At 46.8% G+C, this 15,003-nt stretch carries 9 protein-coding genes; 2 read left to right on the forward strand and 7 right to left on the reverse strand.

Features of this window, described 5'->3' with window-relative positions:
- The 6 genes from AC1WIP_RS03225 to AC1WIP_RS03250 all read right to left on the reverse strand — a co-directional run.
- On the reverse strand, positions 1-582 hold a 582-nt coding region (locus AC1WIP_RS03225; RefSeq protein WP_481140454.1), incomplete at its 3' end, for a 1,3-beta-galactosyl-N-acetylhexosamine phosphorylase N-terminal domain-containing protein.
- A 20-nt stretch (positions 583-602) separates the two neighbouring features.
- Complete coding sequence (locus AC1WIP_RS03230; protein WP_481140455.1) at positions 603-2,402, reverse strand: GDSL-type esterase/lipase family protein; 1,800 nt, start codon at positions 2,400-2,402, stop codon at positions 603-605.
- 2 nt (positions 2,403-2,404) lie between these two features.
- Positions 2,405-3,457 (reverse strand): glycoside hydrolase family 88 protein, encoded by a 1,053-nt coding sequence (locus AC1WIP_RS03235; protein WP_481140456.1) that lies wholly within the window; start codon positions 3,455-3,457, stop codon positions 2,405-2,407.
- 263 nt (positions 3,458-3,720) lie between these two features.
- A complete protein-coding gene (locus AC1WIP_RS03240) occupies positions 3,721-5,448 on the reverse strand; it encodes an extracellular solute-binding protein (protein WP_481140457.1) in 1,728 nt (575 codons plus the stop codon).
- Between the two features lie 84 nt (positions 5,449-5,532).
- Entirely contained in the window at positions 5,533-6,465 is a 933-nt protein-coding gene (locus AC1WIP_RS03245; protein ID WP_481140458.1) for a carbohydrate ABC transporter permease, read from the reverse strand.
- Between the two features lie 13 nt (positions 6,466-6,478).
- The gene (locus AC1WIP_RS03250; protein WP_481140459.1) at positions 6,479-7,432 is read right to left on the reverse strand and encodes an ABC transporter permease; all 954 of its coding nucleotides are present in this window, start codon (positions 7,430-7,432) and stop codon (positions 6,479-6,481) included.
- Positions 7,433-7,807: 375 nt separating this feature from the next.
- On the opposite strand from AC1WIP_RS03250, the gene AC1WIP_RS03255 reads away from it, so the two are divergent.
- Complete coding sequence (locus tag AC1WIP_RS03255; RefSeq protein ID WP_481140460.1) at positions 7,808-8,767, forward strand: AraC family transcriptional regulator; 960 nt, start codon at positions 7,808-7,810, stop codon at positions 8,765-8,767.
- Positions 8,768-9,044: 277 nt separating this feature from the next.
- Positions 9,045-12,734 carry an N-6 DNA methylase gene (locus tag AC1WIP_RS03260; protein WP_481140461.1) on the forward strand — a complete coding sequence of 1,230 codons (3,690 nt, stop codon included), beginning with the start codon at positions 9,045-9,047 and terminating at the stop codon, positions 12,732-12,734.
- A 188-nt stretch (positions 12,735-12,922) separates the two neighbouring features.
- Here the strand turns inward: AC1WIP_RS03260 and AC1WIP_RS03265 are convergent, their stop codons facing one another.
- Complete coding sequence (locus AC1WIP_RS03265; protein ID WP_481140462.1) at positions 12,923-14,929, reverse strand: 2-isopropylmalate synthase; 2,007 nt, start codon at positions 14,927-14,929, stop codon at positions 12,923-12,925.
- Positions 14,930-15,003: the final 74 nt, after the last annotated feature.

Genomic DNA, 15,003 nt, shown 5'->3' on the forward strand with positions numbered 1-15,003 from the left:
GTCCAGCAGATAGGCCTGGGTTTCTGGATACCTGGGATCAATCTGCATGAGATGCTCCTTATTCCAGTGGTTGGTGGTATGATTGTACATGGAAATCTCTTCCCAGATACGGTATGCCAGAAAGCTCACAGTATACTTATGAAAGGGCGTGATATTTCTTATGGTGACGGTACCCGTCTCTTTATTATAGCTCCAGTTTTCTCCGTTTATCCTCTCATTGACAGTCCTGTCATAAACCTCCCAATAGGGGAATGCCTCTGCACTGTCATTGACAGCAAACTGCTCCTTAAAAAAGCTGTCCATAAGCCCGATGGTCACACTGCTCTCCACAGCAGTCCGGGCAGGTGTGCACAAAAAGGTCTGCTGCAGCTTATCCGGATTTTGTCTGGCCCATTCATTGTGATCTCTGATAATGCAGATGGTGGAATAAATCCCGTAGCCTGCATGTACGATTTCGTCGGAAAGCACGGTTCCGTCACTGTCGCGGATCACATCCGCGCCCCACTTTTCTGCCATTTTTAAAGTGAGCTGTTCATAGCCGGACTCTCCCGGCAAGGTAAAGCCGCCCTTTTCCTTTGCCATTTTTCCTTCCTCCTCATTTTCTAAACATTCATTCTACGGCACATTTCCACTGCAAGAGCTCTTGTAATGACTTCGTGCAGATTGGCTTTCTCCTCCGAAGGAAGCATGCCGATGGCACAGGCCGCCCGCACAAAGGACCTCGCATATGCACTGCAGTCCTGATCGTATATGCAAGGCTCCTCCTTTGGAATGCGTTTCCTGCTCCGGTAGCCATTTATGGCAAGCACCACAAATTCCTCCAAAGTCACGGGCCTCTCAGGATAAAAATGCCCCTTCTCCACCAAGTGAGAGTCTATCATCCCATTCTGATAAGCGCATTCCACAGTACCCGCATACCATTCATGCCCCACCACATCCACAAACATATCGTTATATACATTGGTTGGAAAAAACCGCACTGTTTTGATAATCATATCCAGTACGTCTGCCCTTGTGGCCTCTTTTTCCAAATCCTTCACCTCAGAAAGAAGCGCCTGCGCTCTTACAGGGTTTGTGACATTCTCATACGCCTTAGGCTTTTTAGGCAGTACAATAGGGCTTTTTGCCTTCCATTCCCCGTAACCTTCTGTCACACATTTTGCCAAAAAGCAGTAGCCTGGCTCAGGATGCCGGCTGCACACCTTCTGTAGCTCCTGGGCCACAAAGCCTGCCATTTTGTAAGCCCCATAATCATTGGTATGGGTATAATCATCCGGAAAAAAGTAAGCCTTTGCCTCCTCCAGTCCCTGCTCCCGAATGAAGTCCATGCTTCGCTGATGCAGATCCAGCACAGGCACCTCCAGACGCCTGCCGATCTCCCGGCAGCTCTCCGCATACTCCGCAAGCAGATCGTTGTAGCTGCCGTCGTTTCCCTTCCAGGTGTTCCTGGCCACAGGCGTCACTAAAACAGGATATCCTCCCTTGTCCCTGCATTCGTTTATGTATCTTGCCAGATTGGCCCGATATCCCCCTGAGGCCTTCAGATCATCCAGCTTTTGATCGTTATGTCCAAATTGAAAAAAGAAAAAGTCCCCAGGCTTTCTGTACTGGTCGATCACCGCATAATGTCCCTCCTTTCGGAAGGAATCTGTGGTAAGCCCTGAGTGGGCGTGATTGGACACTCCCACCTTATCATTCAGATATGCAGTGATCATCTGCCCCCAGCCGCAGTAGCTGCTGCCCGGGGCATAGGGATAATCGGCGCTTTGATCCGTAACAGTGGAATCTCCTTCAATATAAATGGTGGGGCAGAGCACCTCTGCTACCGCCAGACTGCTGATTCTGGGCCTATCCGCCACCACGGTGATATCCAGGGTGGTATCTGCATAAATACGGGTCTGTCCCCGGGGGACTATGTCGCACACATTTACTATCATAGTGTGGGTAAATACCGTGTCCCCGGGAATATTTCCCAGAAAGCTCAGTCTCCGCCTTCCGGAAAATATCAGCACATTGTCCATAGGCTCCTGCGTCCTGATGGTAAGCGTAACCTTGTAATTTCCCTGACGGGGCACGTCTACCTTGAAGGAAAGAGGAAGCCTTCGGCGCTCTCCCTCCTGGCGGTCTCCATTCTTTTCCTCCAGCTCCTGAAGTATACGGCCACAATCCACAAAGCATCCGTTTATATCCCCTTCTATCACTGTCAAAGACGCATCCCGGTACCAGTAAACCGTGTCGAAGCCCGAATTGAGCTCCGAAATCTGAAGAAGTTCCTGCTCCCCTCTATTCTCCTCTGCCACAAATCCATAACCCTTGCCAGGCTTGTAAAAATCACTTGGATTCACACCTATGACATTTGCCGTACCAGAATCCTGGCCAAACAGGAAATTCCGCCGAAACATGTTTAAAGAGCACCGTCCTTTTCTATTTGATCAGAGATCAGCAATGTGGAGAAAAATGCCAGCGCAAGCCCCTGTCCCCAGCCCTGTATCCAGTCTCTGGAAATACCCCGGTAGCCTTCCACATCCTTCATCACTGCAGTCCCGGCAGACACATTCATCACCTTGCCGTCCTCGCTTACGTTATCCATAAGCCCTCTGATAGACTTATTGATATACTTTGAATGAAGAGGATTTCCTCTGGTAAGCATGGCAGCCGCAATCCCCGCAGACGCGGAAATTTCCTCATAGGAATCCGGGTCGTCAAGAACCGTGCGCCACAGCCCGTTTTCGGTCTGCACCGTCTTAAGGGCTGAGAGCTGCTCGTTCAGAGAGCCTGCTACATCCATGTATTTCGGATACAGATAGCACTCCGGCAGCACATTGCTCACCTGTGACATGGTAAAGGCCGCCCAGGCATTTGCTCTTCCCCAGTAAATTCCGGACATATGATCCTTGGTGATATTGTTATAGCCGTGATAATAAAAACCGCTGCTGGGATTCTGCAGATACTTAATGTGCCAGTAGTACTGGTTCAGGGCGTCATCGATCATGGCCTCATCCTTCTCCATGACGCCTACCCGAAGGAGAAGAAACGCTGCCATAAACAAGGTGTCTGCCCATGCCTGCTCAGGGAAATCATTGTTGGCGGAAACCGTATGCTGCAGCACATGGTCCCCAAACCGAAGCGCTTCCCTGGTCAGATATTCCACCTTGCTCATGAGAATATCGTGATAGCGCTGTTCTCCCGTGGCCTTGTATAAGGTGATCAAGCAATGCCCCATAGCGCAGGCGTTCACCGTCCACACTCTGGGGAGCCCCAGATCTATCAGTTCATCCACACGATCCTTTAAAAGCTTCAGGTACTCTTCCTTACCTGTTTTTTCATAGGCTTCACTGATCCCATAGTAGGCCACTCCGCAGGGCCAGTCCCAGGTCAGATCCATGTTCATGGTTTTTCTTACAATTCTGTCAATTACCTGCTCGACTTCCTGTTTGTCATACTCCAGCTTTAGCATAATTCCTCCATTTCTACTGTCTTGCAGTATTATAAAATTTTCTTATACTCTTACTGTAAAAGTATCCCTTATTTCAGTCAAGTATAAAAAACCGCTGAAATATTTTTAAAAACTGTAAACCCATAAGAAAATTTTATAAATGCAGTTTTTTATAATTACAGCCCTCCAGCCTGGGCCGGAGGGCTGCTTTTACTGCTCTCGCTTATGCGCTCTGCTTATCAGGAGCGCTCTTTTACTGTCAGCGTTTTCTTTGACGGTTACAGTTACTCAGGAAGCTTGGTGGTGTTGCCAGCCTCATAAGCTGCCGCTCTCTCATCCAGAATTTCCTGATAGCCTGCATCTGCATACTGCTGTGCCAGCTGATCATACAAAGCGTCAAACTCCTCAGGGCTGCACATGGTCAGCTGATCTCTGTACTCTGTGTACAGGGAAAGCAGAGATGCCTGATACTCGCTTGCGGATTCAATTACTACAGAATAGTTACAGTCGCTGACGCCGTAGCCTGCTTCGTAAAGCTCTACCTGAGCGTAGTAGTTGTCAATGATATCCTGTGTGAAGTCCTCAGGAATTCCCTTAGGTGAGGACATTGCAATCACATCTTCGATAGTACCTGCGTTTCTCGCCTCGATGGTTACACACCAGTAATCCTTGTTGTTGCCGTAGCCCTGGGTTTTGTCGCCGCTGTAATCTGCAACGGATACAGGCAGGCCGTTCTCATCCAGAGTGTAGTGCTCGCCTTCGATACCCCACTGCATGGTGAACAGATTGTCTTCCAGCGTCATCCACTCCATGTACATCATGGCAGCCTTGATCTCATCCTCAGAAGCCTGAGAAGAGAAGCCGATCATCATACCGAAGGGATTGTTGGCACGGAATGCGAAGGGCACTGTGCCCGCTTCCTCATCTACCACATTCTGGGAAACTCTCACTGCCAGGTCTCCATCAGGATTCTGCTCATAGAATGCAGTCACCCAGTCCATGTCTGCAGAAATATAGTTGCTGTACAGCAAGGTCTTTCCATTTACAAAGTTGGCCTTCGCGGTCTCCAGGTCAATGATATAATACTCCGGATCAAGGTATCCCAGGTTGTACTTCTCATTCTCTCTGCGGATATACTCTCTGTTTGCATCGCTGCCCAGAGCCGGAATCGCATAATCTCCATAGGTTGCCCACTCAAGCTCATCCTGAGGGTAGGTTCTGAAGGCATAGTTCTGATCCACGCCTGCGCCGGTAATCATCTGGCCTCCATAAGGATGCTCACAGATACCTGCGTCAACCAGCGCCTGGAGCATTTCCTTCTCCTCTGCCCAGGTGGCAGGATACTCATCATAGCCAATCTGCTCCAGCCAGTCCTGGCGATACATGGTAATCCATGTATAGTTGGTGTTGTAATAAGGTCTCTCAGCCAGAACGAAATAACGCTCGCCGTTCATTTCCGTATACTGAAGCTGGTCATTCTCCACCATTCTGTTGTAGTAGGTAGGAGCAATCTGTGCAAACTGATCAATATCATAGGTAGTCAGATAGCCGTCTGCCGCCCACTGTGCCAGCTTGGGATAGTCATACTCCATAAGGATGGTAGGCAGATCCTGGGAAGCTGCCAGCAGGGAATAAGAGGTAAGCACGTCGGAACGTGTAATGGGCTCAAACTCCACGGTGATATTGTAGGCATCGCCGAAGTTCTCCTGAATCCAGGTCTCCCAATAGTTTTCGCCGATGGCGGGAACGCCCTCCTGGCCTCTGTCATAAACCGGAATGGTCAGCGTTACGTTTTCCGCAAAGGGCTCCCATCCGTCAATTCCTGCAACCGCTTCTGCTGCTGTGTCTGTGGAAGCCGCATCTGTAGAAGCCTCGCTGCTCTGTGCGCCAGTGGAAGCTGCTGCGGAATCATTTGCCGCTTCTTCTGTTCCGCCGCAGGCGGTGAGCATGCTCATTGCCATAGCGCCTGTGAGCACTGCGGCAAGAATTTTCTGAAGAGTGTTCTTCTTCATAATAGTATCCTCCTTATTTGATATATATAGTTTATTTACACCCGGAAAGCTCCGGTAAACTACCTGTGAAAGATAAGGCGTCCTTTAGCCCTTCACGGCCCCGATCATAGCTCCCTTCACAAAATACTTCTGCAGGAAGGGATAAATACAGATAATCGGTATGGTTACAAACATGATGCTGGCTGCCGACAGCACCTCCGGGGTACTGGTCACCGCCGCCTGCTCGGAAAGAGTGGCGGTCTGCGCCTCCGTAGCTGATGCCACCATCTGATACAGCTTATACTGCACCATTTTCAGTCTGTCTGTTTTTATGTAGTACATATTGTCCGCGTAAGCATTCCAGCGTCCCACTGCATAAAACAGGGAGAGGGTTGCGATAATGGGCTTGGACAGGGGCAGAACAATCCTTGTGAGAATCTGCAGGTTGCTTGCGCCGTCCAAAAAGGCAGATTCCTCCAGGCTGTCCGGTATGCTGGCCTGAAGATTGGTTTTCATGATCAGCATATTGTAGGGGGAGTAGATCAAGGGCCAGATCAACACCCACATGGTATCCAGAAGATTCAGGTCGTTCATCAGCAGGTAGGTAGGAATCACACCTGCGGTAAAGTACATGGGGATCATGAGCACAATGGTAAAAAAGGTTCTTCCCTTCAGCCTCTTTTTGGACAAGGGATATGCCGCACAGGTACACACGATCATGCCCAGCACCGTGAATATCAGAGTTACCACCACACTGTATCCCATGGCCCAGACAAGGCTACCATCCTTAAAAATGGAGACATAGGCGTCAAAGTTAATGCCCTTGGGCCAGAAATAAACTTGTTTTGCAATTACAAAGCTGTTACCGGATATGGATTTTGCCGCCAGATGAACAAAGGGCACCACACAGGTGGCACAGAGCAGCACGATAAACAGCATCATGACAAAATCACTGACCCGGAATTTGTTGATGGCTCTGCTGCCGTCAGGAGATGACGTCTGTGCGCCGCGAATCACTTCTTCTTTTTTCTTAGCCATATGCGTTCACCTCCTATAACAAACCATCTTCGCCGAGCTTCTTTGCCACCCGGTCTGACAAAAGCACCAAAATCACACCCACCAGGGACTGGAACAGGTTCACCGTAGTGGACATGCTGAATTTGCCGTTCTCCAGACCCTTTTCAAATATGTATACCGCCAGCTGATACTGGAAGTCCTTTACCTGGCTGTTCTGCAGCGCTGTCAGACGCTCCAGGTTGCTGTTCATCACACGTCCCAGGTTCATAATCAGCATGGTTACGATGGTTCCCTTGATGCCCGGGAGCGTAATATGCCACATGCGCTTCCATCTGTTGGCGCCGTCGATCATGGCCGCCTCATAAAGCTCACCATTGATGCCGGTGATGGCCGCCAGATAAATGATGGTTCCCCATCCCATGGTCTGCCATACGTTTAAGAGCAGATAGGTCACCGCCCAGTGGAACTTCTCCGTCAGGAAGGGAATACCCTGTTCTATAACGCCAAAATTCATAAGCGCCATATTCACAAGTCCTGTGGACGGGCGGAACATGGTATATGCCACGCTGCCGATGATAGCCCAGGAGAGGAAATGGGGCAGATACAGGATGGTCTGCGTCACCTTCTTAAACCTGGGGAAACGAAGCTCGTTCAAAATCAATGCCAGGATCACCGGCATGGGAAAGCCGATCACCAGATCCAGCACGTTAAATACAATGGAGTTTCGTAAGGCCCGGTGGAAATCCGCATCCTTGAACACCTTGACAAAGGTTTCAAGGCCCACCCATTCGCTGCCGTCATAGCCTTTGGCGGGCTTGTAATCCATGAACACCATGCGCAGGCCCGGATATGCAGCGTAGCTGAAAATAATCACCATTAATAAGGGAAACAAAAGCAGCAGATACAGCTGCCAGTCTCGTTTCAAGGAATTTTTCCAGCTGGTGCCGGTTTTCACCTTAGGCGCTGTGGGAGCTTTACTCTTCGCCATATCATAACCTCCTCCAATACATGCAACATCTTGTTGTCAATTTGCATAATTTTTCTGCTTTTCTATCTCTATTATCATACACATTTGCAATTTTTTCTAAGCAATTACCATATAAAACCGTGCAAAAACGACCATTTATTATCCCCTTCATTTTTGATTTCATGGAATTTTTGCCTATAAAATCTACATATTATTTGCTTTTTATGCGCAAACTGCCAATCAAAGCCCGTTTTTCTTAAAAAACCGCACTTTTTATGCGTTTTCCATATAAATATTATGGTTGATTTTCTTCTATTAAATTGCTATATATAGTATAGAAGTAAAAAACAGCTACAATTTATTCTGTTTTTATTTCATTTTGGAAGGGGGAATTTCATGGCAAAGCCAAAGAGCGCTGTAATTGAGTATCGAAATTATTATCTGCCCATTCATTTTCCCGTACTGCTGCTATCTGGCGACTACTGGAAAATATCCGACATTCCCAGCGGACGGCTTCATTTTCATAACTGTCTGGAGATCGGCATCTGCCATTCCCACAGCGGCACCATGGAATTTTACGGGGAGCCCTGTCCCTTTAAGGAGGGAGACGTCACGGTAATTCCCAGAAATGTGCCGCATACCACCTACAGCACACCGGGCACGGAAAGCCATTGGTCCTATGTTTACTTCGATCCCCAGGAGCTGTTTCGGAATATGCTGCCTGCCACCTGGAAAAATTATGATCTTGCGCCCTACAATTTCCACAGCTATAAGCACATTCTGAGCGGAAACGAATATCCCCATATTCACCGGCTGGTGCTGGATATTATAAGAGAGCTGGAAAATCAGGGCCCCAGCTACCAGATCAGCGCCAGAGGACTTCTTTTATCCCTTTACATCCAGCTCTACCGCATTGAAAACGAGGAGAGCAAGGGAAGCGCCGGGGACAAGCCGGAGGGGCAGCCCCCTGAGAATTCGCTGATCATTGCTCCCGCTTTGGATTACATAGAAAAAAATTATATGCAGCAGTTTTCCATGGATGATCTTGCAGACCTGTGCCACTGGAGTACTACCCACTTCAGAAGAGTTTTCCGGGAAATCATGGGAACCTCTCCCCTTGATCACCTGAATAACACCCGCATTTTAAAATCCTGTAACCTTCTGCGCAGCACAGAGCATTCCATTCTTGAGATTTCAGAAATGGTGGGCTTCCACTCCGTGTCCAGCTATAACCGCTGCTTTATCAAAATCATGCAGACGTCCCCCAGGGATTACCGCAAGCAGATACAGCAAAGTGACAAGCGGGCGGAAAAACAGTCCATTCTGGAATACGCAGGATGGATGTTTCCGGAGTGATGTGTACATATTGCCCAAAAACCGCTTTTGTTTTTTCTGCTGTAGCTACTGCTTTTGCACAATCATGCGGACAAGGCAATACCAACAATTGCAGCCAGCAGTCGTCCCAATTATCTATAAATGAAGCATCCGAAAGCAATCCGCGAATAATGTGCCTTAATTGCTCTTCCATTTTTCAAATGCGAAAATATTCTGATAAATTTTTCATAATATATATTGGCAAGTCTGGGACAATTATGATATACTCACTCTGTATAAATAGAGGGGAGGAACATCCATGCAATTTAGTGAAGATGCTATCAAGCGACTGATTACAGCACTCGGGTACGCTCCCCAAGATGGGAAAAGTGGAATTTATCTTAAACGCTACCAGAATCATGATGGGTATTGTATTTTGGTGGATTTTAGCAATCAGAAAATCATTTATGATTCCGATGAAAATCCATCAGGTACTACCATAAAAGTGTGGGAAAGAACAACCAGTAATTTTTCACAAAGCGAAAATTTTGTTGTTTTGGAGTGTGTGGATAGCCTTCTGGAAAAGGGTTATACCCCATCCTGCATCGAGTTGGAAAAGACTTATCCTTCAGGTCATGGACGTTCGGGCAGACTTGATATTTTAGTCAAGTCTGTTGATGGTGTGCCTTTTTTGATGATCGAATGCAAAACTTGGGGAGCGGAGTTTGATAAAGAACAATCCAAAATGTTGAAAAACGGCGGCCAGTTATTTACATATTATGCAAATGACAGGGCTGCCAGATTTTTATGTCTTTATGCCTCCCAAATAAACGATACTAGAGAACGCAGGAACATAATTGTTGACGTTGATCCGGCATGGGTAAGTTTATCTGGCGTCAAGGAAATTTATGATCACTGGAATAAAATTTTCAAGGACAACGGTATTTTTGACAGTTATGCCGCGCCCTATGATGTCAAACACAGGTCGCTTACCTATGGCAAATTAGAAACGCTCAAGGAAGAACACAGCGGCAAAATCTATAACCAAATTATGGAGATTTTGCGTCATAATGCCATTTCTGATAAGCCAAATGCCTTTAACAAGCTGTTAAATCTTTTTGTCTGCAAGATTATCGATGAAGCAGATAAAAACCCAGAGGATGAATTGGAATTCCAGTGGTTGGAAAATGATTCCGATGAAAGCCTTCAATTGCGTTTGAATGACCTTTATAAAAGGGGAATGCGACGCTTCCTTGAAATTGAAGTAATTGACTATGAACAGCGTGAAGTATCCGAAAAATTAGCGAACGTTGAAGATTCTCTTACAAAACAGTGGATCATGAAAATGTATACGGACACCCGCCTAAAGAAAAGTCCTAATTTTGCTTTTGTCGAGGTTCAAGACGACAGGACATTCGAACTAAACGCAAAAGTTGTGCATGAGATTGTTGAACTGCTTCAGGCATATAAATTCCGCTATGAGCAAAAGCATGAATTTTTGGGAAACTTCTTTGAGCTTTTGCTTAACACTAGTATGAAGCAGGAGGCGGGACAGTTTTTTACTCCTGTTCCGATTACCCGATTTATTATTTCTTCCATGCCGTTAGCTGAGCTTGTCCAAAAACGTGTTGATGGCAGGCAAGACGAACCGCTGCCGACTGTCATTGACTATGCCTGTGGAAGCGGTCATTTCTTGACTGAGTATATGGCCCAAATGCAAGAAATCATTGACAAAAAGATTGATATCTCCCGTACTTCTCCGAGGATTAAGAATCTTATCCAGTCATGGCAAGGTTTTACGAAATTCCTTTGGGCCAAAGACTATGTATATGGAATTGACTTAGATAATCGGTTGGTGAAAACCGCAAAAGTCAGTGCGTTCTTTAATGGCGATGGAGAAGCCAACATTGTTTGGGCTAATGGCTTAGACAGTTTTACAAAATCAGAAGTATTTAGAGGTAAACTTGTTGGAAACGGCGGACGAGATAATGGAAAATTTGATATATTAATTTCGAATCCTCCATATTCTGTTGACGCATTCAAAAGCACAATTAAATACGGGGAGGAATCTTTTGAACTGTATTCAGGCCTTACTGACAACAGTTCTGAGATTGAATGTCTTTTTGTAGAGCGCATGAAACAGCTTCTAAAGGCTGGCGGCTGGGCAGCGGTTATTTTACCAATTTCTATTTTGACAAACAGCGGTATTCATGCAAAGGCACGGGCAATTCTCTTGAAGTACTTCAAAATAAAGGCAATTGTTGAGGCGGGTTCTAATACTTTTATGAAGACCAGCACCAGTACAGTTATCTTGTTCTTAGAGCGCCGCAGCAATGATGACTACATCAATATCAGCCGAGCCATTGACCGATTTTTTGCCTCATATCATGATGTCACTGTTTCTGGCATTGAAAATGCCTTTTCAGTCTATGTGTCAAATGTATATGACCGGCTAGCCTTTGAGGACTATATCAGCTTGTTCAATGGAGCTCCCAGCGAAGCGGCTAAGACCCACGAACTTTATGGGGATTATATAAAAACGTTCGGCGAAGATTATTGTTCGAATGCAATCGAAGTTGAAAAGGAAAAGCTGCTATACTTTTTGTTGACCTACAATCAAACCATTGTCTTGATCAAGACGGGGACAGGAAAAGAAGAAAAGAAATTCCTCGGTTATGAATTCAGTGAGCGCCGCGGGCACGAAGGTTTACATCTTCTTCCTGGAGGGACAAAACTGTATGACGAAACCGATCCGTTAAACCCAAAGAAGGCCAGCAGTTATATTTATCAATCGTTTCTGGGCAAACAGATTCAGATTGCATCGGAACTAACGGAGAATATTCACTATGGTCAGCTATATCAGTTTATTGAATATGGAACAAATCAATTCAACAAGGTCATAAATTTGGGAAAAACCACCAGAAATATTTCTCAATATCCATTTGTGACACTATCATCTATTTCGGAGACAATATATGCTGGCGGAGATGTACCAAAGAATAATTTTTCGATGGAAAAATCAGAAGACTATCCCATCCCAATCTATTCAAACGGAGTGGAAAGCGATGGCCTTTATGGATATACCAGCCAAGATTATGCAAGAGGTGAAGCTGGGTGCGTTACAATTTGTGCACGTGGGACAATTGGGTTTCCCAAATTGCGGAATGAGCCGTTCTTGCCTGTAATTCGCTTACTTGTTGTAAAACCAAAGGTCGAGTATATTCTGCCAAAATATTTGGAAGCGGCCATTACGTGGGCAGGAATTGGCACGTTTGGAAAGACTACGCCACAGCTTACAGTGCCCCAAGCGTCAAATTTAAAAATTCCCCTCCCTCCACTGGATATTCAACAAAAAATTGTAGCAGAAATCGAACAATGTGAGAAAGAGAATCAGAGGCTTCAGGCGGCTATAAATGGTATTCAGACGGAAATTGCGGTATATATTGAACAATGTCGGAGAAATACGGCCGAGTTTGTGAAGTTGCGCGAAGTTGCGGCATATTCCACGGAAAGGGTCGATGCCAAAACCTTAAATCAGGATACCTATGTCGGTGTTGATAACCTTCTTCCCGATGTGGCCGGAAAACGGATGTCTGATTTTGTTCCGACATCTGGAACAGTAACCGCATACCATCCAGGAAATATTTTGCTTTCCAATATTCGGCCATATTTGAAAAAGGCGTGGCTTGCGGATAATCACGGTGGTGCTTCTGGTGATGTGCTGGTCTTGGTAGTGGATGAAAAAAAAGCTGTTCCCGGATATGTTTTTGGCTTTTTATCTACCGACCAATTTTTTGATTATGAGATGCAAAATATCGGAAGCAAAACAAAAATGCCGAGAGCGGATAAGAAGAAAGTTCTGGACTTCCAAATTCCGATACCTCCCATTAGGGAGCAGCAGCAAATTGCGAACGAGATTACCTGCAAGAAGGCTGAAATTTCTAAACTGCATACCCAATTGAGCGTACTAAAAGCAGAAAAAGATTCGATTCTGCAAAAATATCTTTAATCAACATCAGCGGCGCTCCAGATCAGAGCGCCGCTCATTTATTATATGCCGTATTTTATTTAGGAAAAGATTAATTCGATATTGACAATTTCCTCTGCCCTTTGTCAGATATTGCTCATACAGCCAATCCATTCCATCTGACTGTCGGCTTTAAGCTGTTCGATGCTTCCCTTATTTTACTTTTACAGCTATTTTACAGCCTGCCTGCGGTACTGCACAGGCGTCACATGATAGGTCTTTTTAAACAGGCGGTTGAAATGCTCCACGTTCTCATATCCCACATTGGCCGCAATGGTTTCCACAGTCTGGGCTGTTTCCCTGAGCATGGCTTTTGCCTTTTTCAGCCGCTCCTCCTTTACTGCCTCTTGAAAGGTCATGCCTGATTTTTCCTTGATATATTTGGAGATGTAGGGGCTGGAAAGGTGAAATTGTTTTGCAAGGCCCTCCAGGGTCACATCCGTGTAATGCTGTTTTATAAAGCCCATAATTTCCACAATTCTCTCTTCTCTTCCTTCGCGGATGTGCTGGGATGCAGCCAGCTTATTGGCCGCAGATACTAACGCCGCTATGGAAGCCTTGATGATATCTTCGTCCAAGCCTACGCCCCAGTCGTACTTTCCATCGTGAACAATGCCTACATAGGCTGCAGCCTTTGCACTGGAGCCTGTGGAAACGGCATGCTCCTCATAAACGGAAAGCTCGTAATCCATGCCGAAAAAGAGCTTCACCGCATTGCTTACCGCATCCAGCCGGCCGTTTCCTGCGGCAGTAACCACTCTGCTTTCACCCTTCTGGGCTATGGTCACCTCCGCAATGATGCCGTCCTTTTGCTTGAAATGGCACTCCGGCACATCAAAGACCATTCGGGGCGTGATATAGTTTTCCTCAAAAATCGTATAGATTTCCCCCGGGCGCAGCTCCTGATGCCGCTTATCGGACACACCCTTTATCAGGTATCCCACCTCTTCCTTCATTTCTGCCGGAAGGGAGAAGCCAAACTGCTGCTTCAGCACAAAGGCCACGCCTCCCTTTCCCGAGACACTGTTGATACGGATTACATCGGATTCATATTCTCTTCCCACATCGGAGGGGTCGATGGGCAGATAAGGAACATCCCAGCGTTTTCCGCTCTTTCCCGCCTTAAGCCATGCCATGCCCTTGCTGATGGCGTCTTGATGGGAGCCGGAAAAGGCGGTAAACACCAGATCCCCTGCATAAGGGGTTCTCTCATGCACTCTCATGCCTGTAAATCTCTCATAGGCCTCCCTGACCTCCATAATCCGGGAGAAATCAAGCCCGCTTTCCACGCCGTGGCACAGCATATTTAACGCCAGCGTGACAATGTCCACATTTCCAGTCCGCTCTCCATTGCCAAACAGGGTGCCCTCCACCCGGTCCGCTCCGGCCAGAATGCCGAATTCCGCATCGCTGATGCCGCAGCCCCTGTCATTGTGGGGATGTACGCTAAGCACCACATTTTCCCTGTATTTTAAGTGCTTGTGCATGTATTCCACCTGGCAGGCAAACACATGGGGCATGGCAACCTGTACCGTGGTTGGCAGATTGATGATGGCCTTCTGGTTTTCCCCGGGCTGCCACACATCCAGCACCGCGTTGCAGACCTCCAGGGCATAATCCACCTCTGTCTGGGAAAAGCTTTCCGGGCTGTACTCAAAGGTGAAATTCCCCTCCGTCTCCTGTGCCAGCTTTTTTAACATTACCGCGCCGTCCACCGCAAGCTTTTTCACCGCTTCCTTATCCTTGTGAAATACCTGCTCCCTTTGCTCTACAGAGGTGGAATTGTATAAATGCACCACCGCATGGGGCGCGCCCTTTACCGCCTCAAAGGTCTTGCGGATAATATGCTCTCTGGCCTGGGTGAGCACCTGTATGGTCACATCTTCAGGAATCATATCCCGCTCAATCAGCGCCCGGATAAAGTTGTATTCCGTATCCGAGGATGCCGGAAAGCCCACCTCTATCTCCTTGAAGCCCAGCTTTACCAGCAGCTTAAAGAATTCCAGCTTCTGCTCCAGACTCATAGGCTCCACCAGCGCCTGATTGCCGTCTCTTAAGTCTACACTGCACCAAATGGGGGCTTTCTCAATGCTGTCCTTTTTCACCCAGTCATAGGTCACCTCTGGGGGCATAAAATAAGATTTCTTGTATTTTTCGCTTACTGTTGTACCTGTCATTGCAATTTCCTTCCTCTCTGATGTCTTACCATGCTATCACAAGATTTTAAGTACTGCAATGATATATTTTATCT

The organism is Acetatifactor sp. (genome assembly GCF_982438285.1).

What these genes read in the sequence shown, in the direction of transcription:
- AC1WIP_RS03230 (WP_481140455.1), bottom strand. Translation starts at nt 2,402, where the DNA reads ATGTTTCGGCGGAATTTCCTGTTTGGCCAGGATTCTGGTACGGCAAAT.
- AC1WIP_RS03235 (WP_481140456.1), bottom strand. Translation starts at nt 3,457, where the DNA reads ATGCTAAAGCTGGAGTATGACAAACAGGAAGTCGAGCAGGTAATTGAC.
- AC1WIP_RS03240 (WP_481140457.1), bottom strand. Translation starts at nt 5,448, where the DNA reads ATGAAGAAGAACACTCTTCAGAAAATTCTTGCCGCAGTGCTCACAGGC.
- AC1WIP_RS03245 (WP_481140458.1), bottom strand. Translation starts at nt 6,465, where the DNA reads ATGGCTAAGAAAAAAGAAGAAGTGATTCGCGGCGCACAGACGTCATCT.
- AC1WIP_RS03250 (WP_481140459.1), bottom strand. Translation starts at nt 7,432, where the DNA reads ATGGCGAAGAGTAAAGCTCCCACAGCGCCTAAGGTGAAAACCGGCACC.
- AC1WIP_RS03255 (WP_481140460.1), top strand. Translation starts at nt 7,808, where the DNA reads ATGGCAAAGCCAAAGAGCGCTGTAATTGAGTATCGAAATTATTATCTG.
- AC1WIP_RS03260 (WP_481140461.1), top strand. Translation starts at nt 9,045, where the DNA reads ATGCAATTTAGTGAAGATGCTATCAAGCGACTGATTACAGCACTCGGG.
- AC1WIP_RS03265 (WP_481140462.1), bottom strand. Translation starts at nt 14,929, where the DNA reads ATGACAGGTACAACAGTAAGCGAAAAATACAAGAAATCTTATTTTATG.